We start from the raw sequence: 23,026 nt of genomic DNA, 5'->3' as shown, positions 1-23,026 counted from the left end.
AAGATGCCGCGCCGGAGCGCTGCTGCGGTGGTTCAGTTGTCGCCCGGCTCCGTGAGCCGTGCCTCCTGCTCGCGGTAGGCGTCGCCGAGGATCGCGGTGAACCCGTTGATCCGGGCATCGACCTCGGCGAGGATGTCGTGACCGCGCGGGTCCTTGTTCATGAAGTGAGCCGCGACGAAGCCGCCGATCACACCGATCAGGAACCACAGCACGTTCTTCATGTCGTCATCCTTGCCCTTGACCCGCGAAGGCGCGGTGTCACCATCGTATGCGGAAACGACAAGAGGCGTCGGGAATCCCGACGCCTCCTGCCTGATTGCGCTCTCGCTGGATCAGCGAGCCGCGTAGTACTCGACGACGAGCTGCACTTCACAGGTCACGGGGACCTCGGCGCGCTTCGGACGACGAACCAGACGCGACTGGAGCTTGTCGAGCTCGACCTCGAGGTAGCCCGGAACGGGGGGCAGAACCTCGGCGTGACCGCCGGCTGCTGCCACCTGGAAGGGCTCGGTGCCCTCGCTCTTGGCCTTGACGTGGATGAGCTGACCCGGCTTCACACGGAACGACGGGCGGTCGACGAGCTGGCCGTCGACCAGGATGTGACGGTGCACGACGAGCTGGCGAGCCTGCGCGGTGGTGCGGGCGAAGCCCGAACGCACGACGAGAGCGTCGAGACGCATCTCGAGCAGCTCGACCAGGTTCTCACCGGTCAGGCCGTCCTGACGACGAGCCTCGTTGAAGGTGTTGCGCATCTGCTTCTCGCGGATGCCGTACTGCTCGCGAAGACGCTGCTTCTCACGCAGACGGACAGCGTAGTCGCTGTCTGCCTTGCGCTTGGTGCGGCCGTGCTCGCCCGGAGCGTAGGGACGCTTCTCGAGGTAGCGGGCGGCCTTCGGGGTGAGAGCGACGCCGAGAGCGCGGCTGAGACGCACCTTGCGGCGGTCCTGGGACTTCGTGGTCACGAAGTTGTCCTTCCGATGACGTGGTCGCGTCTTTCACGACTCACGGACGTATCGTCCGCGTTCTGCCTTGGAGCGCACGCCGGGGCGCCAGCAAGGTGGGGTGTGAACGAGGAGATGCCCGAAAACTCGGTTTCGAGCCGCTCAAGTCTAACAGATCGCTTCTCCCCGCCGGATCGACGGGGTCAGCGGTCGCCGAGGATGCGACGGATGCGCTCGAGGCGCGCACCGATGTCGCGCTCCGCACCGAGGTTCTTCGGTTCGTAGTAGTGCCGCCCGTCGAGTTCGTCCGGCAGGTACTGCTGAGCGACGATGCCGAACTCGCTGTCGTGCGAGTAGACGTAGCCGCGGCCGTGACCGAGGCGCTTGGCACCCGGGTAGTGCGCATCTCGCAGGTGCAGCGGCACGCGGCCGAAACCGCCGGCGCGGATGTCGGCGATCGCCGCGTCGATCCCCACATAGGCCGCGTTGGATTTGGCGGTGGTCGCCAGGTAGACGGTCGCTTCCGCGAGGGGGATGCGCCCTTCCGGCATACCGATGAACGCCACGGCGTCCGCCGCGGCGACAGCGATGACGAGTGCCTGCGGGTCGGCGAGTCCGACATCTTCCGAAGCCGAGATCACCAGGCGCCTGGCGATGAAGCGCGGGTCCTCCCCCGCCTCGATCATGCGGGCGAGATAGTGCAGCGCGGCATCCGGGTCGGATCCCCTGATCGACTTGATGAACGCGCTGATGACGTCGTAGTGCTCGTCACCCTGGCGGTCGTAGCGCAGCAGGGCCTTGTCGACCGCCTGGGAGATGTCGTCGGCAGACACCTCGGGCGCCGACGCGTCATCCGACGCGTCGTCCGCATCGGCGGCCGTCGCGTGGGACAGCGCCACCGCGGCTCCTGCCTCCAACCCGGTGAGGGCTCGCCGCGCGTCGCCCGAGGCCAGCCGGACCAGGGCCGACCTGGCCTCGGCGCTGAGGGCGACGGTTCCGTTCAGACCGCGGGCATCGGTGACCGCTCGATCGACGAGCATCCCGATGTCGTCGTCGGTGAGAGGTTGCAGCGTCAGCAGCAGCGAGCGCGAGAGGAGAGGCGAGATCACGGAGAACGATGGGTTCTCCGTCGTCGCGGCGATCAGGATCACCCAGCCGTTCTCCACACCGGGCAGAAGGGCATCCTGCTGCGCCTTCGTGAAGCGGTGGATCTCATCGAGGAAGAGGATCGTCGTCTGCCCGTACAGGTCTCGCTGCGTGACGGCCTCCTGCATGACCTCACGCACATCCTTCACTCCGGCCGTGATGGCGGAGAGCTCGACGAAGCGACGCCCGGACGAGCGCGCGATGGCCTGCGCGAGCGTGGTCTTCCCGGTTCCCGGTGGTCCCCACAGGATGATCGACACGGCGCCGGGAGCGGTCGCCTCGGGATCGGCGAGTGCGACGATCGGCGAGCCAGCGCGCAGCAGATGACGCTGGCCCGCGACCTCGGCGAGAGACACCGGGCGCATGCGCACGGCGAGGGGCGTCTGCCCGGAGAGCAGCGCAGCAGGAGACGTCATCCCTCCAGGCTAACGGCGGCCCCCGACACTTCGGTGAACTCCGCATCCGGGTAGGCTCTCAGGCGACGTCGTGGAGCGGCGTTCGGATGGGAGACCAGGGCATGGCCGCACGCGGTTCCAAGAACGCACAAGCGCGCACATCGGCGGAGCGCGCACGACTGCACACCGCACGCACCCAGTGGCACGAAGGGCAGATCCGCCGTCGTGTCCGCGACAACACGATCGCCGCCGTCGTCGGCAGCATCATCGTCGTCGCAGCTATCTGCAGCCAGGTCGTGCACGCCCAGGTCACCGCTCCCGAGCCGGAGCCCACGCCCACGCCCTCGGTCGAGCCGTCCACCGCGCCGACCGAGACGCCTGCGGAGACGCCGGCCCCCGTCCCCTCGGATGCACCGGCAGAGTGACCGCCGGTGCGGCCCCGATCGCCGATCCTCTCGGCTCACGGTTCTGAGACGGCCAGGCGATAGCCCCGCTTGACGACGGTCTGGATCAGGTCGATTCCGCCCAACGACTCCCGCAACCGGGCGACGGCCACCTCGACCGCACGACCGCTGCGCTCGCCGCCGGGGAGCTCCTGACCGAGCTCTCCCCGCGAGAGCACTCGTCCGCGGGCGAGGAACAGAGCCTCGATCAAGCCGACCGCGCCACGGGACAGGGGAAGGAAGCGCCCGTCCAGCACGACACCTCCGCTGCGCACCTGGAGGCTTCCGGCGTCGGTGAGGAGGGATCCGCGACCGCTTCCGTAGTGCGCGACGACGCAGCCGGCCAATCCCGTCGGCGCTTCCGGCTCGACGAGCCGCGCGGGGAGGCGCACTCCCTGAAGTCGGCGCACCTCTTCCTCGTCTTTCGCGATGAGGAGGAACCGGTCCGCGTCGGCTCGGCGGCGGATGGCCTCGAGCGCCCCCGTGCTCGCCGCGGCCTCGATCCACGACACGGAGGACGAGGCGAAGAGCACGGCGTCGGCGCCCCCGGAACCCGCGCGATGCACCGCCCGGCGCATCACCGCCGGAGCAGGGGCCATCGAGCGGGATGCGGAGACGCGCATCACGTCAGCTCCTGCAGCGCCGAGTGCACGGCCGAGCTCATCCACGCCGGCCGCATGGTTCGTGGCGAGGGATGCGCCCGCCGCTCTCACCTCGGAGACGATGATCCTGCATCCTGCGAGCACCGGGCGTGCCCCCGAACGCCCGGTGCTCATGCGGGGCTCTCCGCACGGATCGGTGAGCTCCGCAGCGGACCGGCGTTCCGGCCCCGCCCTGCCCAGCCGATCGCGAGGGGCTCACCGCGACCGTGATGCGGCTCCTCGTATGAACTCGGGTCGGCCGACACCTGCTCGTCCGTTCGCCGCGGCGGTTCCTCGCAGAACCGTTGTCCTCCGTGCGCCAGCGGGGCGGCGCCGGCGAGCCCCGCTGCCGTGAGCCTGTCACGCAGCGCCGTGCGCTGGTCTCGAGACACCCCCAGCAGTTCGATCCGGGAACCGACGATCCGCAACGTCAGGCCCAGATCCTGCGCAAGGTGCCCGATGTCGATGAGCTGCACCGGAGTGAGGTCCACCCCCGTCGCCGACGACACCAGCACGCGGGGCCCGTCCGATCGGGCGCGATCCTGGCGTGCATCGCTCCCGTCCATCCCGCCGCGCCTGGTGCGAACGGAGCTCGGAGAGCGCTCCGTCGCGAGCTCCGTGAGTGCGCGTGCCACGGCCGATGTGCAGCGCTCGCATCCCGACTCGCGGCCGAAGCGCACGCCGACCGCGCTGAAGGTGAACAGTTCGTCCGCGCGGAGCGCCGCCGAGAGCTCCTGGGGCGACATGCCCATGTGCACGCAGACCGCGCCGGAGTCGTCGCGGTCGGGTGCCGCCCTGCGCAGCTCGGCGGCGAGCTCTCCGGGCGACAGACCTCCGACGAGCCGTCGAAGAGCGGCATGACCGGTCGTATCGCCCACGAGAACCCCGCCGAGGAGCGTCTGCGCGTCGTCGGTGAGCACGAGCTTGCGGTAGACACCCGCGCCGCGGGAGCGATGCGTGACGACCTCGACGGCGTCGGCACCGCCCGGCGAGTGCTCGCCGAAGCTCGCGAGATCGATACCCGCGATGGTGTGGTGTGCGTCGCCGCCATGCCCCGGGAAGAGCTCTGCTCCCCCGAGCAGCCGCGCCGCCGCCACGTCAGCCGTGGCCTGCGCAGGAGCGGCGGCATCGACGCAGCGTCCGTCGAAGCAGGCTGCCTCACCGATCGCGAGGATGTGCGGATCCGATGTCGCGCAGCGTTCATCGATGACGATCCCTCCCCGCGGATGCACGTCGAGCCCGGCATTGCGCGCGAGTTCATCCCGAGGGCGCACACCGACGGTGAACACCACGACGTCGGCGCGTTGGAAGCTGCCGTCCTGGAACTCGAGCGCCGTCACGGCACCCGAGTCGTCCGGATCCAGCCGCGTCGCCCGGGTCCGGGTGCGCACGGCGATGCCCCGTTCTTCGAGCGCGGCCCGCAGGATGTCGGCCCCGGATCCATCCAGCAGCGCGGGAAGGAGGCGATCCGCGTACTGCACGATCGTCGTGGCGACTCCCGCGTCGTGAAGCGCCACGGCGGTCTCGATACCGTGCAGACCACCACCGATGACGACACCTCGCAGCGGACGTCCGAGGGCACGCGAGCGGGAATCCACGAACTCGCGCACGGATTCCGCGTCCTCGATCGTGCGCAGGACGAAGCACCCGGGGAGGCGAGCCCCCGACACCGCGACACGCGCCGCGAACGAGCCCGTCGCGAGCACCAGCGTGTCGTAGGAATACGTGCGCCGGGAGCGGGTTCGGGCCGTGCGCGCAGACGGGTCGACGTGCAGCACACGATCATCGCGGATCAGCCGCACGCGGTCGTCACGGAAGACGGATCGGTCGAGTTGGAGCTGCGCCCCGTCGATACCCGTGAGGAGACCGACGAGGGCGGATCGGTCGTACGGACCGTCCCCCTCATCGCCGATGACCGTGACGCGCACCTCCGCGCCGGGGTCGCGGAGCAGGCGCTCGACGAACCGGTGCGCCGCCATCCCCGCTCCGACGACCAGGATCTCGCTCGGCGGGGATGTGCTGTCCTTCATGCTGCTCCTGTCGACCGGAAGACTGTCGTGCTCGCGACGATAGGAGGATCGTGTTTCCCGGAGATGACGAGGAATGTGTCCTCCGTCGAAAGTTCTCCTCACAGAACGGTAACGATCACCGGTGTCGTCGCGACCTCACCCGCGGTGCTCCGGCGTACTAGGCTGAGCCTCGTCCTTTCCGCCTCCCGCGGCCCGACCGCGCAAGGAGAATCACGTGTCTGCCAACGAGCCCACGAAGCCGACTCCCCCCGTCCCCGGCCCCCCTGCCGTGCCGATGCCGCGAAAGGCGCCGACACCGGCCGCCGTCGCGCCCGTCGCCCCGGTGCCCGCGGCGTCTTCGACATCCGCGGAATGGGGTCGCGTGTCCGAAGACGGCACCGTCGAGGTCAAGGAGGGCGATGCCTGGCGCGTCGTCGGCCAGTACCCCGACGGCACCCCCGACGAGGCCCTCGCCTACTTCGTCCGCAAGTTCGATGACATCGCCTTCAAGGTGCATGCTCTCGAGCAGCGTCATCAGGCCGGCGGAGCGTCGGCGAGCGATCTCGCCAAGCAGGCCTCTCATCTGATGGACGAAGCGACCGATGCCGCCGCCGTCGGTGACCTCGCCGGCCTGCGCGATCGGCTCAATGCCCTGACCTCGTCCCTCTCGGAGGCGACCGAGCAGGAGGCGCAGCAGGCCAAGGAGCTGGTCGACAAGGCGATCGCCGAACGCACGGTTCTCGTCGAACGCGCCGAGGCCATCGCCGCCCGCGACCTCAGCAAGGTGCAGTGGAAGCAGGTCACGGCCGAACTCGGCGAATTGTTCGACGCGTGGCAGGCACAGCAGCAGAGCGGACCTCGCCTGTCGAAGGGCATCTCGCAGCAGCTCTGGAAGCGATTCCGTGACGCACGAGCCGTCGTCGACAAGCAGCGCCGCGCCTTCTACTCCGAGCTCGACGATGCGCACAAGGTCGCCCGCGACGCGAAGACCCGTCTGGTCGAACGCGCCGAGGCACTGGCCCCGCGTGGCACGGACGGGATTCCCGCCTACCGCAACCTGCTCGACGAGTGGAAGGCATCTGGCCGCGCCGGACGCAAGGCCGACGACGCTCTCTGGGCGCGTTTCAAGGCTGCCGGCGACGCTCTCTACGCTGCCCGCGCCGAGCAGGCTGCCGCCGAGGAAGCGGATTCCGCCCCGAAGATCGAAGCCCGCGAGGCACTCCTCGAAGAGGCGAAGGCCGTGGCCGATGAGTCCAACATCAAGCGTGCTCGTGCTCTCCTCACCCGTATTCAGCGGCAGTGGGACGAGATCGGTCGCATCTTCCCCCGGGAGAAGGAGCGTGCGCTCGATGACAAGCTCCGTGCCATCGAGCAGGGCCTCAAGGGCCGCGAAGACGTGGACTGGAAGAAGAACAACCCCGAGACCAAGGCACGCGCGAACGACATGAGCTCGCAGTTGCTCGAGGCCATCGAGAAGCTCGAGGCCGAGGTCGCCGCGGCAGAGAAGTCGGGCGACAAGAAGGCCGCCAAGGCGGCAGCGGATGCCCTCGAGGCACGCCGTGCATGGCTCAGCGCCCTCGGAAGCTGATCCGTTCTCCACAGGTCGCTTCTGACCCTGAAGAGGCGGGGTGCACTACGTCAGACTGACGTGATGCACCCCGCCTTCCTGTATGTCCCCGGCGACCGGTTGAGCCTGTCGGAACTCAGCGCGGCGCGGATCGACGGCCACGTGGTCGAGGTGGGCGACGCCTACGTCCCGGCCGACCTCGTCGAAGGGCCGGATGTCAGGGCCGGCGCGGTGGCGTCGCTCGTGCAGCCGGGAACCGCCGCCTCCGGCCCGACAGCCGCCTGGATCCACGGGGCCGGCGATGCCCCGCCCGCCGTGCATCATGTGCGGCGCTGCGTGGAGAGGCGGATCCGCGCGGTCACCAGCTCACGGCTCGTGTTCCACGACACCGTGGTCCCGGCGTCCGACGTTCAACTGATCGGCGGAATCCGGGTGTCTGATCCCGTGCGGACGATGCTGGACCTCGCGACCGCGCTGCATCGCGACCCACGGATGCTGACCTGGATGGATCGGCTCGCCCTCGTCTTCCCGGAAACCCCGAACGCTGCAGCCGAGGCATTGCGGGCCATGAGCCGCGTTCCGGGGAGCAGAGCGGGATCGGCCGTGCTCGAAAGGCTGGCCCTCAGGACGAGGTGACGCGATAGACGTCGTACACGGCGTCGATCCGGCGTACCGCGTTGAGCACACGGTCCAGGTGCACGGCGTCGCCCATCTCGAACACGAATCGGCTCAGAGCCAGGCGCTCGTCGGTCGTCGTGACCGTGGCCGACAGGATGTTGACGTGGTGCTCGCTCAGCACTCGGGTGACGTCGGAGAGCAACCCGGAGCGGTCCAACGCCTCGACCTGGATCTGCACGCGGAACACGCTCTTGGTGGTCGGGGCCCACGACACCTCGACGAACCGGTCCTGCTCGGCCCCCAGGGCCTTCACGTTCACGCAGTCCGCCCGATGCACAGAGACGCCGCTGCCGCGAGTCACGAATCCGACGATCTGGTCACCGGGGACCGGGGTACAGCACTTCGCCAGCTTCACGAGGATGTCGTTGGCGCCGCGGACGAGCACACCGGAGTCACCCGAACGCGGCTCGCGCGTCTGTACGCTGCCGGGAAGATCGATGGCACCGGTTGTCGGGTCGTTCGCCGCGACGAGAGCGGTGACCTTCTCGAGCACCGACTGCGTGGACACGTGTCCTTCACCGACTGCGGCATAGAGCGCCGAGACGTCTTCGTAGTGCATGCCCCGCGCCACCTCGGTGAACGAGTCATGGCTCATCAGTCGCTGAAGCGGCAGGTTCTGCCGACGCATCGCGCGGGCGATGGCCTCCTTGCCCTGCTCGATCGCCTCTTCGCGGCGCTCCTTCGTGAACCACCCGCGGATCTTGTTGCGGGCGCGTGTGCTCGCGACGAAGCCGAGCCAGTCCTGGCTGGGACCGGCGTCGGGGTTCTTCGAGGTGAAGACCTCGACCACGTCGCCGCTCTTGAGCTCGGACTCCAAGGGAACCAGGCGTCCGTTCACCTTGGCCCCCATCGTGCGGTGGCCGATCTCGGTGTGCACGGCATACGCGAAGTCCACCGGTGTCGCTCCGGACGGGAGTCCGATCACGCGACCCTTCGGCGTGAAGACGTAGACCTCCTTCGCGCCGATCTCGAACCGAAGCGATTCGAGGAACTCGCCGGGATCGGCGGTCTCGGCCTGCCAGTCCGAGATGTGCGCGAGCCAGGCCATGTCGGTGTCGGAGGCGCGGACCTCGGTCTTGCCGCCGCCGTTCATCCGCTCCTTGTACATCCAGTGCGCGGCCACGCCGTACTCGGCCTGCTGGTGCATCTCGTGAGTGCGGATCTGGATCTCGACCGTGCGGCCGGCCGGGCCGATCACCGTGGTGTGCAGCGACTGGTAGAGGTTGAACTTCGGGGTCGCGATGTAGTCCTTGAAACGGCCAGGCAGCGGGGTCCAGCGCGCGTGGATGGCGCCGAGCACCGCGTAGCAGTCGCGAACCGAGGCGACCAGGACGCGGATGCCGATGAGGTCGTAGATGTCGTCGAACTCACGACCGCGGATGACCATCTTCTGGTACACCGAATAGAGCTGCTTCGGTCGCCCGACGACCTTGCCGCGGATGCGGAGGTCGCGCAGGTCTTCGTCGATCTCCTCGACGACCTGGTTCAGATACTTCTCGCGCTGCGGGGTGCGCTGCGCGATGAGGCTGTGGATCTCGTTGTAGATCTTGGGGTGCAGCACCGCGAAGGAGAGATCCTCGAGCTCCGACTTGATCGCCTGGATTCCGAGGCGGTTAGCCAACGGGGCGTAGATCTCCAGAGTCTCCTTGGCCTTCTTCGCCGCCTTCTCCGGCGGGACGAATCCCCACGTGCGCGCGTTGTGCAGGCGGTCGGCGAGCTTGATCAGCAGCACCCGGATGTCCTTCGACATCGCGACGATCATCTTGCGCACGGTCTCGGCCTGAGCGCTCTCGCCGTACTTGACCTTGTCGAGCTTGGTGACGCCGTCGACGAGCATCGCGACCTCGTCGCCGAACTCGGCGGTGAGATCCGTCAGGGCATAGCCCGTGTCCTCGACCGTGTCGTGCAGCAGTGCGGCCGCGATCGCCCGCGGACCGAGTCCGAGCTCCGCGAGGATCTGCGCCACGGCGAGCGGGTGCGTGATGTAAGGCTCACCGCTCTGTCGCTTCTGCCCCTCGTGCTTCTCCTTGGCCACCGCATAGGCCCTCTCGATGACCGAGAAGTCGCCCTTGGGATGGTTGGCACGCACGGTGCGGATCAGATTGTCGAGGTCGTTGATCCTCGAGGCGCGGGAGAAAATGCGGGGAACCAGTCGTCGCAGACTCGAACCCTGCGATGACGTCTGCGGTTCCGCCATCAACTCACCTCCCGATCAGTTCATCCTACGCGTGCTGGACGGGACGAGATCCCGCCCAGGAGGCCGGTCAGACCTCGACCGACGCCTTGCTGCGGGCCTCGCGGATGCGGGCGTCGCGCGCCTTGAGCTGCGGCTCGTTCTCGCGGAACAGCGAGTAGAGCGGAGCAGCCACGAACAGCGTCGAGTAGGTCGCGACGAGGATGCCGACGAAGATCGACAGCGAGATGTCGGTGAGCGACTCCGCGCCGAGCCAGAAGGCGCCGATGAAGAGCACCGCTCCGACCGGCAGAGCCGCGACCACAGAGGTGTTGATCGAGCGCACGAGCGTCTGGTTCACGGCGAGGTTCACCGATTCCCCGAACAGGCGGGCGGACTTCTCCCCGTCCTCCGTGGTGTTCTCTCGGATCTTGTCGAACACGACCGTGGTGTCGTAGAGCGAATACGCCAGGATCGTCAGGAAGCCGATCACCGCCGCGGGCGAGATCTCGAAGCCGGCCAATGCGTAGACGCCGACCGTGATCACGAGAACGTCGAGCAGACCGATGATCGCCGCAGCCGACATCTTCCACGTGCGGAAGTAGATCGCGAGGATCAGGAAGGTCAGCGCGAGGAAGATCGCGAGACCCCACAGCGACTGCTTCGTGACGTTCTCGCCCCACGCCGGGCCGATGAACGACGAGGTCACATCGGACGGGTCGACGCCGTAGGCCTTCGCCAGCGCCTCACCGACCTGCTGGGTCTCGGCTGCGCTCATCTGGTCCGTCTGCACTCGGACGTCCTTGCCGCTGACCACGACCACCTTGGTTGCGGCCCCCGGGACGACCGACTGCACGGCGTTGGTGGCGGTCTCCTGGTCCAGGCTGTCCGGTGCCTGCACCGTGAACTGCGATCCGCCGGTGAACTCGATCGAGAACTGGATCGGGCGGATGAGCGGCACGAGTGCCGAGCCGACGACGAGGGCGATCGCGATGATGAACCACAGCCGGCGCTTGCCGACGAACGGGAAAGACGTCTTGCCCGAGTAGAGGTTGTTGCCGAACTCATTCATGGAAGGCATCAGGCGTCTCCCTCACTTCCGGCGTTGGTGGGTCTATCGCCCGTGAGGGCCTCGGCGCGTTTGCGTTCGGCGATGGTCTGGCGGCGGTCCGCCTCGCCACGCGAGCGGGCGTTCTTCGCCCCCCGGCCCGCCGACGCCGTCGTCACCTCGCGGTACTGCGACCGGCTGCGGTACACGGCACCGAGCGCCTCGGGGTCGAGACCGGAGAGCTTGTGCCCCCCGCCGAAGAAGCGCGTACGGGCGAGCAGCTGCATGACGGGGTGCGTGAAGATCACGAAGATGAACACGTCGATGAGCGTCGTGAGTCCGAGCGTAAACGCGAAGCCCTTCACCGTGGCGTCGGCCAGGATGTAGAGCACGAGCGCTGCCAGGATGTTGATCGACTTCGAGATGTAGATCGTGCGCTTCGCGCGACCCCAGCCGTCTTCCACCGCCGCAGTGATGGACTTGCCATCGCGGAGCTCGTCTCGTATTCGCTCGAAGTACACGATGAACGAGTCGGCGGTGAAGCCGATGGAGACGATCAGACCGGCGACTCCCGCGAGCGAGAGGCGGAAGCCGATGCGCCAGGCCAGGATGCAGATGATGATGTACGTCAGGATCGCCATGACCGCGATCGACGCGATGATCACCGAGCCGAGCGCTCGATAGACGATGAGGGAGTAGATCGCCACCAGCGCGAGACCGATGAGCCCGGCGATCAGACCGATCTGCAGCTGCTGGGTTCCCAGCGTCGCCGAGATCGTGTCAGAGCTCTGAACCGTGAAGCTGAGCGGAAGGGCACCGAACTTGAGCTGGTCGGCCAGGGTGGTCGCCGACTCCTGCGTGAAGCTGCCCGAGATGCTGGGGCGCCCGTCGAGGATCTGCCCGTTCATGCGCGGAGCGCTGATCACGTTGCCGTCGAGCACGAAGGCGAACTGGTCACGCGGGGTGAGACCGTCGATGCGGTTCTGGTTCAGCCGCGTGCTGACCTTGCCGAACGCGTCAGCACCGTCGCCGTTCATCGTGAGCTGGACGAGCCAGGCACCCGACTTCGGATCGCGGCCGGCCGAGGCGTCCGTGATGGCGGTGCCGTCGAGCTCGGCCGGTCCGAGAATGTACTTCGCTGACCCGTCGGCCGAACACGCGATGACTGGCTGGTCCTTCGGTGCCTTCGCAGCGTCGTTGTCCGGATTCGCGCAGTCGTAGGCCTGGAACTCCGCCGCCAGCTTGTCCGTGACCCAGGAGAGGTCGCTCGCGTCGGTCGGCTCGGCCGTCGGCGTCGAGTTCAGCCCGGGGTCCGGGCTCGGGTACGGCGTGGAGTTGCCGTCGTCGCCGACGAACTCGTTGGTCGCTGCCGTCGTGTAGAGCACAGGACGGAACTCGAGCTGAGCACTGGACTGGATGCGCTCCCTCGTCTGCGCGTCGGCCTCGCCCGGGATCTGGACGACGATGTTCTGTCCACCCTCGGTGGTGATGTCGGCCTCGGCGACACCGGAGGCGTCGACGCGCTGCCGGATGATCGCCGCCGCCTGGTCGAGCTGCTCTGAGGAGGGAGCCGCGCCATCCTCGGTCTCGGCGCTCAGGACGATCTGCGTGCCGCCCTGCAGGTCGAGGGCGAGCTCAGGCGACCACGAGCTCGCAGCCTCCCCGTTGCTGTCCTTGAAGACGTAGACGCCCAGAGCATTGATGCCGAAGAGCACGCCCGTCACGAGGAGCAGGCCGAGAAGGACCCGCCAGGCGTGACGGACGGGAGAGGATGAAGCCACGTGTGTTCAGCTTTCTGGAAGGACGGAGATCCGAGCGGCCGCGTCGGCCCCGGACTTACTTGTCGTCGGCGTCGCGCTCGAGGCGGGCGCGGGTCTCCTCGGGAGTCTCGACGGCCGGAGCGATCGACTCGTCGGCGACCGACGGGTCGACGACCTCATCGGCCGGAGCGTCGACGATGGCGTCCTTGGGCTCGACGACGCGCAGGATGGCCTGGCTGTGGACGTCGATGATGGTGCCGGGAGCGATCTCGACGAGTGCCGGCGTGTCGAGGTCTTCGGGGTCGTAGGAGACGATCGTCCCGTAGATGCCACCCTGCAGGAGCACCTTGGCGCCCGGAACGGTCTTGGTGGCCTTCTCCTCCTGCTCGGCCTTCATCTGCTTCGTGCGCTTGCGCGTGTTGAAGATCATGAAGACGAGGAGGACGGCAAGAAGGCCGAAGAGCAGGAATTCCATGGGCATGGGGGAAGCGCCTTTCTCAGGTGCACGCTCCAGCCTTTGGGCGCGCGAAGGTAACCGGGAAGTCTTCAGTGATTATAGGTCATCCAACTTAAGCATCCCGTCCGGATGCGCGACGCCCAGATGCGTGTACGCCTCCGGCATCGCCACACGGCCGCGTGGAGTGCGTCCGAGGAACCCGATGCGCACGAGGTACGGCTCGACCACGCTCTCCACGGTCTCCGCCTCCTCGCCGACAGCCACGGCGAGCGTGCTGAGGCCTACGGGGCCACCACGGAACCGACGGACGAGAGCTTCGAGCACGGCACGGTCGAGGCGGTCGAGGCCGATCGGGTCGACGTCGTACAGCTCCAGCGCCGCGCGCACCTCGCGGATGGTGGCCACTCCCCCCGTGTGCACCAGGGCGTAGTCGCGCACGCGGCGGAGCAAGCGATTCGCGATACGGGGTGTGCCCCGCGAACGGCGGGCGATCTCGGCGAGCGAGTCGGTCGGCAGATCCACCCCGAGAACCGCTGCCGAACGGGCGATCACCTGCTCCAGCTCGGACTCGTCGTAGAACTCGAGGTGCCCGGTGAAGCCGAAGCGGTCGCGGAGCGGGTTGGGCAGCAGCCCGGAGCGCGTCGTCGCACCGACCAGGGTGAACGGCGAGAGCTCGAGCGGGATGCTCGTGGCCCCCGCGCCCTTGCCCACCATGATGTCGATGCGGTAATCCTCCATCGCGAGGTAGAGCATCTCTTCTGCGGAGCGTGCCATGCGATGGATCTCGTCGATGAAGAGGACCTCGCCGGGAACCAGGCTCGACAGCAGGGCAGCGAGGTCACCGGCATGCTGGATCGCCGGGCCGCTCGAGAGCCGCAGCGGACGCTCGCTCTCGTGCGCCACGATCATCGCAAGGGTCGTCTTGCCGAGCCCTGGGGGCCCCGCCAGCAGGATGTGATCGGCGGGACGGCTCTGGATGCGAGCGGCTTCGAGGAGCAGCTGCAGCTGACCGCGGACCTTCTGTTGTCCGACGAACTCCCCCAGGCTCGTCGGACGCAGAGCGCCCTCGATCGCGAGCTCGGTCTCGTCGGACGGCTCGTTGGCGTCGAACGGTTCAGACACGCGCCTGGCCTCCCTGTGCGGGGCCGAGGAGGGCGAGAGTGCGTCGGAGCAGTGACGCCACCGATGCGCGCTCCGTCTCGGTCGCCTCCGCCGCGGTCTGGGCTGCCGCTTCTGCGGCGACCTTCTCCGACCAGCCGAGGCCGACGAGAGCGGCGGCCACCTGGGTCACGACGTCGGTTGCGGCCGCGGCGGCCGGCCTCGACGGCGCGGCGAATGCCTGCACCTTGCCGGCGAGTTGCAGCACGATGAGCTTTGCCGTCTTGGGGCCGATGCCGGACACCCGCCGGAACGGGGCATCGTCCTCAGCCGTGACCGCTTCGGCGATCTGATCGCCCGTGAGGTGCGAGAGCACCCCCAGAGCCGATTTGGGGCCGACCCCTGTCACGCTGATCAGCAGGCCGAAGATCTCCAGCTCGCCGCGGTCGGCGAAGCCGAACAGTGACAGCGAGTCTTCCCGCACGATGAGGCTGGTGTGCAGCAGGAGCTTCTCCCCCACAACTGCCGTGTGCGCGACATCAGCGGGGACGGCGACGGCGAATCCGACTCCGCCCACGTCGATGACGACCTGATCGGATGTCGCATGCAGGACGACACCGTGCAGAGAGGAGATCATCCCCTCAGCCTACGGCGTCGCTCGTAGGTATGTTCGACCGACACGCTTCTCGGCCTCGGCCCAGGCCCGTTGCGCCGGAGTCAGAGCTCCCTGGCCGGGGGATGCGGCGCCTCCGCGGCGCCAGGCGTGGCAGAGCGCGATCGCCAGGGCGTCCGCTGCATCTGCGGGCTGCGGCAGTGCGTCGAGGCGCAGGATGCGGGCGATCATCGTCTGCACCTGCCGCTTGTCCGCCGCACCGTAGCCCGTGACAGCAGCCTTGACCTCGCTGGGCGTGTGCGTGGCGGCGGGAAGTCCGGACTCGGCGGCGATCAGCAGCGCGACGCCGCTGGCCTGCGCCGTGCCCATGACCGAGTGCGTGTTCTGCTGGGCGAACACGCGCTCGACGGCCACCGCATCCGGACGATGCTCGGCGATCACGGCCCGGATCCCCGCGGCGACGATAGCTAGGCGATCGCCGGTCTCCGCATCCGGCGACGACCGGATCACCCCGACGTGCACGAGTGTTCCACGACGCGAGCCGTCGACGTCGACGACGCCGACACCGCACCGGGTGAGCCCCGGGTCGATACCGAGCACGCGCAGAGAGGAGGTCACTCCCCCAGGCTAGGCGGCGGAGCCGACACAGGTGGTCCGGCGCGCCTACGCCTCGTCGTTCTCCAGCTCGGCCTGGACCTCGGGGGTGAGGTCGAAGTTCGTGAACACGTTCTGCACGTCTTCGCTGTCTTCCAGGGCATCGATCAGACGGAAGATCTTGCGCGCGGTGTCGGCGTCGATCTCGACCTTGAGGTTCGGAACGAACTCGACGTCGGCCGATTCGTAATCGATACCCGCCTCCTGCAGCGCGCTGCGCACGGCCACCAGGTCGGTCGCCTCGGTGATGACCTCGAAGCCCTCGGCGTGCGGCTCGATCTCCTCGGCGCCGGCCTCGAGCGCCGCCATCATGACGTCGTCTTCGGTGGTGCCCTCGGAGCCGACGACGATGACGCCCTTGCGGCTGAAGTTGTAGGCGACGCTTCCCGGATCGGCCAGCGTGCCGCCGTTGCGGCTGAGAGCCGTGCGCACCTCGGCGGCCGCGCGGTTCTTGTTGTCGGTCAGACACTCGATCATGAGGGCGACGCCGTTGGGCCCGTAGCCCTCGTACATGATCGAGAGGTACTCGACGGCCTCGCCGCCGATGCCCGCACCGCGCTTCACCGCGCGGTCGATGTTGTCCTTGGGGACGGAGGTCTTCTTGGCCTTCTGGACCGCGTCGAAGAGGGTCGGGTTGCCCGCCAGATCAGGTCCGCCGAGCTTCGCGGCGACCTCGATGTTCTTGATGAGCTTGGCCCAGGACTTGGCGCGCCTGGAGTCGATGATGGCCTTCTTGTGCTTCGTGGTCGCCCACTTGGAATGCCCGGACATAAGTCTCCGCTCGTCGTATCCGCGTGAGCTCGCACTCAGCGCGTCGTCCAGTCTAACGAACGACGCGAGTGGAGCAGGATGGATGCATGCGCCGATCGCGACACATCACCCCTGCCTCCCGCTCGTCGGACGTGCACGACGGCGAGCCGACACCGGCCGACTCCTTGCGGTATCTGGTGCATCTGCCCGACGACTACGATGCCGATCCGCACAGGCTCTGGCCCCTCGTGCTGTTCCTGCACGGTGCCGGCGAACGAGGATCCGACGTCGATCTCGCCGCAGTGCACGGCCCGCCGAAGCTGGCAGATGCCGGTCATGAGTTCCCCTTCGTCCTCGTCACTCCCCAGTGCGCCGAATCGAGTCAATGGGTCGCCGAGCTCACGACGTTGTCCCTGCTGCTCGACGAGGTCGCCGCCGCGTACCGCATCGATCCCGCACGCGTATGCGTGACCGGACTCAGCATGGGCGGATACGGGACCTGGAGCCTCGCGGTGCGCTACCCCGATCGGTTCGCGGCGATCGCGCCGGTCTGCGGCGGACTCTGGATGCAGAGCGCTGCACCCATCCGCGACCTGCCCGCGTGGGCGTTCCACGGCGACGCCGACGATGTCGTGCCGATCTCGGCGACGGAACAGATCGTGTCAGAGCTCCGGTCGCTCGACGCCGACGTGCGTTTCACGCGCTTTGCGGGCGTCGGTCACGATTCCTGGACCGAGACGTACGAGAATCCTGAGCTCTACGACTGGCTGCTCTCCCACCGGCAGGGCGGTCACGACGCGGAGCGAGCCGCACGATGAATGCAGGAGCGGACCGCCTCCGGCCTGCGTGGGGCACTCTCCCCGCCGCTCTGCGCACGCAGATCGTCGCCGTGATCGGTGGCGACTTCGTGGGCGATGAACCGGCTCATGGCGGCTTCAGTGCATCGTATGCGGGGGTCGTGACGACCACGGCCGGTCGCGGGTTCGTCAAGGCCTGTGGCGCAGACTGGCACGCGGATTCTCTGCACTTCCTTCGCGAGGAGATGCACACGCTCGCACATCTGCCGTCGTCGGTCGCCCCGCGCCTCCTCGCTGCCATCGACGGCGCCGTGGGCACGGCACTCGTGATCGAGGCCGTCGACGGGCACCATCCCGGCCGGCCGTGGACGACCGCGGATCTGCAGGCGGTGGCCCGCGCCCTCGGGACGTTGTCGACCACTCCCGCACCATCAGCGATGCCCCGCGCGGAGGAGAGCATGATCCCGGGCTTCACGCGGTGGCAGGAGATCGCAGCGGATGCACCACTCCTCGATGCTCTCCCCCATGGCCTGTCGACACGGATTGCGCAGCTCCTGTCGTTGGAGCATCGTTTCCGCGACGCCCTGCACGGTGACGTCATCGTTCATGACGACGTGCGATCCGACAACATCCTGATCAGCGACGGGCGCGCACACCTGCTGGACTGGCCGCACGCACGCCGGGGAGCCGCATGGATCGACCTGCCCTGTCTGTTGCCGAGCATCGAGGCGTCCGGCGGGCCATCCTGTGAGGACGCGTGGGCCCTCTTCGAGGAGCACGGTGCGCCGCCTCAGACCGCGCTTCTCCCGGTGATCGCCGCGTTCGCGTCATTCCTCTGGTATCAGCAGGCGCAGCCCGAGATCCCGCAGCTTCCCGGCCTCCGGGAGTTCCAGCGCGCGCAGGCGGATCCGGCTCTGCGCTGGCTCGCCGCGCTGCTCTGATCACACCGGCTGCGGTGCCGTCACTCGTCGATGTGCTTCCACTCGTGCGAGGAAGAGCTCGTGGAAGCGCTTCTCGCCCGTGATCTCTGGGTGGAAGCTCAGCCCGAGCAGGTTTCCCTGCTGGACCGCGACCACGCGACCGTCGGGCAGCTCCGCCAAGACCGCTGCACGCGGGCCGACCGCTTCGACCACCGGACCGCGGATGAACGCCGCCGAAACAGGTTGCCCGCCGAATGCGGGAACATCGAGCACGGCTTCGAACGACTCGACCTGACGACCGAAGGCGTTCCGGCGCACGACGACGTCGAGCCCGCCGAACGACTCCTGTCCGTCGATCGCGTCGACGACGTCATCGGCCAGCATGATCAGCCCCGCACATGTCCCGAGCATCGGCATTCCCGCCGCGATCGCGTCGCGGATCGGACCTTGCATGCCGAAGATGCGGGACAGCTTGTCGATCACGCTCGACTCTCCTCCCGGGATCACGAGTCCGTCGACCGAGGAGAGCTCGTCGGGGCGACGCACGAGCACGACGTCGACACCGAGCCCCGTGAGCAGGGCGGCGTGCTCGCGCACGTCGCCCTGCAGCGCGAGGACTCCGACCCGGGTGTTACCAGCCACGCTCGGCGAGGCGGTGCGGGGCAGGGAGATCGCTGACGTTGATGCCGACCATGGCCTCTCCGAGGCCGCGCGAGACCTCGGCGATGACCTTGGCATCGTCGTAGAACGTCGTCGCCTTGACGATGGCCTTCGCGCGCTCGACCGGGTTTCCCGACTTGAAGATTCCCGAGCCGACGAACACGCCGTCGGCGCCGAGCTGCATCATCATCGCGGCATCGGCCGGAGTCGCGACCCCGCCGGCGACGAACAGCACGACGGGCAGCTTGCCGGTCTCGGCGATCTCGGCCACCAGCTCATAGGGCGCCTGGAGTTCCTTGGCGGCGACGAAGAGCTCATCCTTGGGCAGCGCCGTGAGCGCGGCGATCTCTCCGCGGATCTTGCGGATGTGCTTCATCGCCTCGGAGACGTCGCCGGTGCCGGCCTCTCCCTTGGAGCGGATCATCGCCGCCCCCTCGTTTATGCGACGCAATGCCTCGCCGAGGTTGGTCGCCCCGCACACGAACGGAACCGTGAAGCCGTACTTGTCGATGTGGTTCACGTAGTCGGCAGGCGAGAGCACCTCTGACTCGTCGATGTAGTCGACACCGAGCTCCTGCAGTACCTGCGCCTCGACGAAGTGACCGATGCGCGCCTTCGCCATCACCGGGATGGAGACGGCGTCGATGATGCTGTCGATCATGTCGGGGTCGCTCATGCGGGAGACCCCACCCTGTGCGCGGATGTCGGCGGGGACGCGCTCGAGCGCCATCACGGCGACCGCACCGGCGTCTTCGGCGATCTTCGCCTGCTCTGCCGTGACGACGTCCATGATGACGCCGCCCTTGAGCATCTCGGCGAGGCCGCGCTTGACGCGCGCGGATCCGGTGGTTGTCTGCTCTGCCATGGGGAACTCCTGTCGGATGCACCGAAGTCGGGTTTGATCTAGATCAAACATAGCACTGTCCGATTCGACCTAGAATCGCTGAAGGAGGACCATGAGCGACCAGATCACCGGAACGACCGCATCGGATATCGCCGACAGCGTGCGTTCCCTGCGCGACCGCGGAATCCTTCGGGCGGGCGCCGTGCTCCCCCCGGTACGGGAGCTTGCGGCCACCCTGGGCGTGAACAGGAACACGGCCGTCGCCGCATACCGGCAGCTCGCACAGGCGGGCCTTGTGATCTCCCGCGGGCGCGCCGGAACCGTCGTCGCCGGCCTCGAAGCCGTGGCGCAGGAGGGGTATGCCCCCGACACCGTGCTCCGCGACATCGGGACGGGAAACCCCGATCCGCGCCTCATCCCCGATCCGGCACCGGCGCTGATGACCATCGCCTCACGCCCGGTGCTCTACGGCGAGCCCGTGATCGATCGCGGTCTCGAAGAGTGGTCGAGGGCGTGGATCTCCCCCGACCTCGAAGACGTCGACTTCCGCATCACGATCACCAGCGGCGCCGTCGATGCCGTCGAGCGCCTCCTGGCGCAGGCGCTGATGCGCGACGACGCCGTGGCTCTCGAAGACCCGTGCTTCCTCGCGAGCATCCACACTGTGCGACTGGGCGGGTATCGGGCGGTCCCCGTGCCGGTCGATGCCGAGGGGATGACGGTCGATGGCCTGCGCTCCGCACTGGAAGCCGGCGTCCGCGCCATCATCTGCACACCGCGCGCTCAGAACCCGACCGGGGCGAGTCTCACGGCGTCGCGTGCCGCCGACCTCCGCGCCGTGCTCGCCGACCACCCGTACGTGCTGATCATCGAGGACGACCACTTCTCGATGCTCTCGCAGCGGCCGCACGAATCGCTCATCGGACCCGACCACCGCCGATTCGCGCTCGTGCGTTCGGTCTCGAAGTTCCTTGGCCCCGACATGTGCCTCGCGATCGCTGCGACGGATCCGGAGACCGCCGATCGTCTCGCGATGCGCCTGAGCCCCGGCACCACGTGGGTGAGCCACCTGCTGCAACGGCTCGCCCTCACGCAGCTGACCGACGAGGCAGTGATGGCCGAGGTCGCCGCGGCCGCCGCGCACTATGCGGAGCGCAACGCCGCGTTCGCCGCTCGGCTGCGTGAGAGCGGCGTCGATGCGACGGTGTCGGACGGTATGAGCCTGTGGGTCGAGTTCCCCCAGCCTGCACGCACCGTCGCCGACCGACTCATGCGGCGCGGTTGGCTCGCCCGCACCGGAGACGACTTCGCGCTCGAAGAGAAGGCGGAGCCCTCGCACCATCTGCGCCTGACCGTGCACGACCTCTCCGACGACGAGGCCGAGTCTCTCGTCGCTGACCTCGTCGCCGCCGGGCGATGACCATCCGTCGCGGGCACAAGCCCGCCCTGAACGAAAGAGTCGGAGAATGAAGATCCTCTCCATCCAGTCAGCCGTGGCCTATGGGCACGTGGGCAACTCCGCCGCCGTCTTCCCGCTGCAGCGCATCGGCGTCGAGGTGCTCCCGGTCTACACCGTGAACTTCTCGAATCACACCGGCTACGGCGCCTGGCGCGGACCGATGATCGCTCCCGAGGACGTGCGCGAGGTCATCACCGGCATCGAGGAGCGCGGCGTCTTCGGCCAGATCGACGCCGTCCTCAGCGGCTACCAGGGCGGCGAGGGCATCGGCGACGTGATCATCGATGCCGTCGCGCGCGTCAAGGCCGTGAACCCGAACGCCGTCTACGCGTGCGACCCGGTCATGGGCAACGCGAAGTCGGGCTGCTTCGTCGCCCCGGCTATTCCGGTGCTGCTGCGCGAGCGCGTCGTTCCGGTCGCCGACATCATCACGCCGAACCAGTTCGAGCTCGGCTTCCTCACCGACACCGAGCCGGACACGCTCGAGTCCACGCTCGCGTCGGTCGATCTCGCCCACGCGATGGGTCCGCGCACCGTGCTCGTCACGAGTGTCGAGCGCCCCGACCGCGAAGAGGGCACGATCGAGATGCTCGCCGCCGACGAGAAGGGCGCCTGGATCGTGCAGACTCCACACCTGCCGATGAAAGCGAACGGCTCCGGCGATGTGACCGCGGCGTTGTTCACCGCCCATTACGTCGAGACGGGCAGCGCGAAGATCGCACTCGAGCGCACCGCGTCCAGCGTGTACGACCTGCTCAAGGCCACGCTCGAATCCGGTGAGCGCGAGCTGCAGCTCGTCGAGGCACAGGAGTTCTACGCGAACCCGCAGATGCAGTTCACCGCCCGCCAGGTGCGTTGACGCGCGGTTCGGCTTCCGAGTCACCCGGTCGGGATCGGGAGCTCGCGGTACGCCGCGATCCAGTCGGGGTAGTCGTCGGGGCAGAGGTGCTTCATGCCCGAGATCGCGAGACCTCCGAGCATGAACGGCAGCCCCGGATCGGCGTCTCCGAACGCGCGCTCCCAGCTTCCCAGAACGTCGGACGACCCGATGTGCTCTTGAACCCGGGCGGCGTCGACCTGGTGCCCTGACTCGATCGCCACGAGGCAGACGTCGATGGTGAGCTCGAGGCTCATCCAGGCGACGTCCTCATCGGGGATGCCTGCCCAGACCCCGCTCTCGATGACCTCATCCACCAGCAGCTGCTGCTCCGGGGTCTTCGGGGTGAGTCGGCCCTCGTCCGCCGCGAAGCCCTGAGCGAGATAGAAGGTGCGACCCTCGTCCTCGACGCTCGACGGTGTCGCCGTCGGCGAGGGATCGGGCTGCGGGGCGCAGGCGGCCATCGACACGGCGAGGCTGAGGACGACAGCGGTGGCACCGTGGCGGCGGGAGAGAGCCATCCGGTCAGGCCGCCGAGGTCACTGGTCGGGCTGCGGCCAGGCCGTCGCGACGGCCTCGCGCACCTCGCCCAGGAGCTGCGGGAGCGCCTTGGTCTTCGCGATGATCGGGAAGAAGTTCGCGTCCGACGTCCACCGCGGCACCACGTGCTGGTGCAGGTGGGCGTCGACGCCGGCACCCGCCACGGCACCCTGGTTCATGCCCAGGTTGAAGCCGTCGCAGCGCGACACCTCACGGAGAACCCGCATCGCTGTCTGGGTCAGCGCACCGATCTCGGCGACCTCCTCGGGCGTCGCCTGATCGTAGGTGGCGATGTGACGATACGGGCAGACGAGCAGATGCCCGGAGTTGTACGGGAAGAGGTTCAGCAGAACGTATGCCGTCTCTCCCCGCGCCACCACGAGTCGCTCGGCGTCTGGGAACTTCGGCGCCTCGCAGAACGGGCACTCCTCGCGCAGCGGCTCCGGTCCCGCCTGGATGTACGCCATCCGGTGCGGAGTCCACAGCCGCTGGAACTCGTCCGGCACTCCGGCGAGGAGCCCGGCATCCTCCAGCTCAGCCATCGCCCCGTCCCTGG

General features: G+C 68.2%; 24 protein-coding genes. 7 read left to right on the top strand and 17 right to left on the bottom strand.

Annotated elements, in window-relative coordinates; genetic code table 11:
• Window positions 1-32: 32 nt before the first annotated feature.
• The 3 genes from ACIQLD_RS02120 to ACIQLD_RS02110 all read right to left on the bottom strand — a co-directional run bounded on the left by ACIQLD_RS02120 (window position 33) and on the right by ACIQLD_RS02110 (window position 2,503).
• Window positions 33-221, bottom strand: a complete 189-nt coding sequence (locus ACIQLD_RS02120) for a hypothetical protein (protein WP_017202147.1) — start codon at window positions 219-221, stop codon at window positions 33-35.
• Window positions 222-332: 111 nt separating this feature from the next.
• Window positions 333-962: a 30S ribosomal protein S4 gene (gene rpsD / locus ACIQLD_RS02115; RefSeq protein WP_017830546.1), complete on the bottom strand. Its 630-nt coding sequence runs from the start codon at window positions 960-962 to the stop codon at window positions 333-335.
• Between the two features lie 182 nt (window positions 963-1,144).
• Window positions 1,145-2,503 (bottom strand): replication-associated recombination protein A, encoded by a 1,359-nt coding sequence (locus tag ACIQLD_RS02110; RefSeq protein WP_402604462.1) that lies wholly within the window; start codon window positions 2,501-2,503, stop codon window positions 1,145-1,147.
• 101 nt (window positions 2,504-2,604) lie between these two features.
• Here ACIQLD_RS02110 and ACIQLD_RS02105 point away from each other — a divergent pair, with 101 nt between their 5' ends.
• Complete coding sequence (locus ACIQLD_RS02105; RefSeq protein WP_402604461.1) at window positions 2,605-2,907, top strand: hypothetical protein; 303 nt, start codon at window positions 2,605-2,607, stop codon at window positions 2,905-2,907.
• Between the two features lie 35 nt (window positions 2,908-2,942).
• Here ACIQLD_RS02105 and ACIQLD_RS02100 read toward each other — a convergent pair whose 3' ends face one another.
• Both ACIQLD_RS02100 and ACIQLD_RS02095 read right to left on the bottom strand, forming a co-directional pair.
• Complete coding sequence (locus ACIQLD_RS02100) at window positions 2,943-3,701, bottom strand: winged helix-turn-helix domain-containing protein (protein WP_402604459.1); 759 nt, start codon at window positions 3,699-3,701, stop codon at window positions 2,943-2,945.
• Window positions 3,698-5,596, bottom strand: coding sequence for an NAD(P)/FAD-dependent oxidoreductase (locus ACIQLD_RS02095; RefSeq protein ID WP_402604456.1), 1,899 nt, complete (start codon window positions 5,594-5,596; stop codon window positions 3,698-3,700). The genes ACIQLD_RS02100 and ACIQLD_RS02095 overlap by 4 nt, the downstream gene beginning before the upstream one ends.
• Window positions 5,597-5,810: 214 nt before the next feature.
• On the opposite strand from ACIQLD_RS02095, the gene ACIQLD_RS02090 reads away from it, so the two are divergent.
• On the top strand, window positions 5,811-7,163 hold the full coding sequence (locus ACIQLD_RS02090) for a DUF349 domain-containing protein (protein WP_402604453.1): 1,353 nt from the start codon (window positions 5,811-5,813) through the stop codon (window positions 7,161-7,163).
• 63 nt (window positions 7,164-7,226) lie between these two features.
• Window positions 7,227-7,778, top strand: a complete 552-nt coding sequence (locus tag ACIQLD_RS02085; RefSeq protein ID WP_402604450.1) for a type IV toxin-antitoxin system AbiEi family antitoxin — start codon at window positions 7,227-7,229, stop codon at window positions 7,776-7,778.
• On the opposite strand, the gene ACIQLD_RS02080 is transcribed toward ACIQLD_RS02085, so the two are convergent.
• From ACIQLD_RS02080 to ACIQLD_RS02045, 8 genes are all read right to left on the bottom strand, one after another.
• Window positions 7,765-10,017, bottom strand: coding sequence for a RelA/SpoT family protein (locus tag ACIQLD_RS02080; RefSeq protein ID WP_402604447.1), 2,253 nt, complete (start codon window positions 10,015-10,017; stop codon window positions 7,765-7,767). The genes ACIQLD_RS02085 and ACIQLD_RS02080 overlap by 14 nt on opposite strands.
• A gap of 67 nt (window positions 10,018-10,084) precedes the next feature.
• Window positions 10,085-11,074 (bottom strand): protein translocase subunit SecF, encoded by a 990-nt coding sequence (gene secF, locus ACIQLD_RS02075; protein WP_402604445.1) that lies wholly within the window; start codon window positions 11,072-11,074, stop codon window positions 10,085-10,087.
• Entirely contained in the window at window positions 11,074-12,822 is a 1,749-nt protein-coding gene (gene secD, locus ACIQLD_RS02070) for a protein translocase subunit SecD (protein WP_402604443.1), read from the bottom strand. Before secD ends, secF begins: the two co-directional genes overlap by 1 nt.
• Window positions 12,823-12,877: 55 nt before the next feature.
• The gene (yajC, locus tag ACIQLD_RS02065) at window positions 12,878-13,276 is read right to left on the bottom strand and encodes a preprotein translocase subunit YajC (protein WP_021200637.1); all 399 of its coding nucleotides are present in this window, start codon (window positions 13,274-13,276) and stop codon (window positions 12,878-12,880) included.
• A gap of 78 nt (window positions 13,277-13,354) precedes the next feature.
• Complete coding sequence (gene ruvB, locus ACIQLD_RS02060; RefSeq protein ID WP_402604441.1) at window positions 13,355-14,380, bottom strand: Holliday junction branch migration DNA helicase RuvB; 1,026 nt, start codon at window positions 14,378-14,380, stop codon at window positions 13,355-13,357.
• Window positions 14,373-14,993, bottom strand: coding sequence for a Holliday junction branch migration protein RuvA (ruvA, locus tag ACIQLD_RS02055; protein WP_402604438.1), 621 nt, complete (start codon window positions 14,991-14,993; stop codon window positions 14,373-14,375). Before ruvA ends, ruvB begins: the two co-directional genes overlap by 8 nt.
• Before the next feature lie 9 nt (window positions 14,994-15,002).
• Window positions 15,003-15,587 carry a crossover junction endodeoxyribonuclease RuvC gene (gene ruvC, locus ACIQLD_RS02050; protein WP_402604435.1) on the bottom strand — a complete coding sequence of 195 codons (585 nt, stop codon included), beginning with the start codon at window positions 15,585-15,587 and terminating at the stop codon, window positions 15,003-15,005.
• Window positions 15,588-15,632: 45 nt separating this feature from the next.
• The gene (locus ACIQLD_RS02045; protein ID WP_267418550.1) at window positions 15,633-16,394 is read right to left on the bottom strand and encodes a YebC/PmpR family DNA-binding transcriptional regulator; all 762 of its coding nucleotides are present in this window, start codon (window positions 16,392-16,394) and stop codon (window positions 15,633-15,635) included.
• Between the two features lie 86 nt (window positions 16,395-16,480).
• On the opposite strand from ACIQLD_RS02045, the gene ACIQLD_RS02040 reads away from it, so the two are divergent.
• Window positions 16,481-17,191, top strand: a complete 711-nt coding sequence (locus ACIQLD_RS02040; protein ID WP_402604433.1) for a prolyl oligopeptidase family serine peptidase — start codon at window positions 16,481-16,483, stop codon at window positions 17,189-17,191.
• On the top strand, window positions 17,188-18,111 hold the full coding sequence (locus ACIQLD_RS02035) for an aminoglycoside phosphotransferase family protein (protein ID WP_402604430.1): 924 nt from the start codon (window positions 17,188-17,190) through the stop codon (window positions 18,109-18,111). The genes ACIQLD_RS02040 and ACIQLD_RS02035 overlap by 4 nt, the downstream gene beginning before the upstream one ends.
• Here ACIQLD_RS02035 and pdxT read toward each other — a convergent pair whose 3' ends face one another.
• On the bottom strand, window positions 18,112-18,732 hold the full coding sequence (gene pdxT, locus ACIQLD_RS02030) for a pyridoxal 5'-phosphate synthase glutaminase subunit PdxT (protein ID WP_402604428.1): 621 nt from the start codon (window positions 18,730-18,732) through the stop codon (window positions 18,112-18,114).
• Window positions 18,722-19,615, bottom strand: coding sequence for a pyridoxal 5'-phosphate synthase lyase subunit PdxS (pdxS, locus tag ACIQLD_RS02025; RefSeq protein ID WP_402604425.1), 894 nt, complete (start codon window positions 19,613-19,615; stop codon window positions 18,722-18,724). Before pdxS ends, pdxT begins: the two co-directional genes overlap by 11 nt.
• A gap of 91 nt (window positions 19,616-19,706) precedes the next feature.
• Here pdxS and ACIQLD_RS02020 point away from each other — a divergent pair, with 91 nt between their 5' ends.
• Both ACIQLD_RS02020 and pdxY read left to right on the top strand, forming a co-directional pair.
• A complete protein-coding gene (locus ACIQLD_RS02020) occupies window positions 19,707-21,014 on the top strand; it encodes an aminotransferase class I/II-fold pyridoxal phosphate-dependent enzyme (RefSeq protein WP_402604422.1) in 1,308 nt (435 codons plus the stop codon).
• Window positions 21,015-21,060: 46 nt separating this feature from the next.
• Window positions 21,061-21,912: a pyridoxal kinase PdxY gene (pdxY, locus tag ACIQLD_RS02015; protein WP_402604420.1), complete on the top strand. Its 852-nt coding sequence runs from the start codon at window positions 21,061-21,063 to the stop codon at window positions 21,910-21,912.
• 20 nt (window positions 21,913-21,932) lie between these two features.
• On the opposite strand, the gene ACIQLD_RS02010 is transcribed toward pdxY, so the two are convergent.
• Together ACIQLD_RS02010 and ACIQLD_RS02005 are read right to left on the bottom strand one after the other, a co-directional pair.
• Window positions 21,933-22,451, bottom strand: coding sequence for a hypothetical protein (locus ACIQLD_RS02010; RefSeq protein WP_402604417.1), 519 nt, complete (start codon window positions 22,449-22,451; stop codon window positions 21,933-21,935).
• Between the two features lie 18 nt (window positions 22,452-22,469).
• Window positions 22,470-23,012: an HIT family protein gene (locus tag ACIQLD_RS02005; protein WP_402604414.1), complete on the bottom strand. Its 543-nt coding sequence runs from the start codon at window positions 23,010-23,012 to the stop codon at window positions 22,470-22,472.
• Window positions 23,013-23,026 lie beyond the last annotated feature (14 nt).

Origin of the sequence: Microbacterium sp. NPDC091662, assembly GCF_044756705.1 — a bacterium.
Classification (GTDB): Bacteria; Actinomycetota; Actinomycetes; order Actinomycetales; family Microbacteriaceae; genus Microbacterium.
This window is presented reverse-complemented; position numbering and strand designations above follow the sequence as displayed.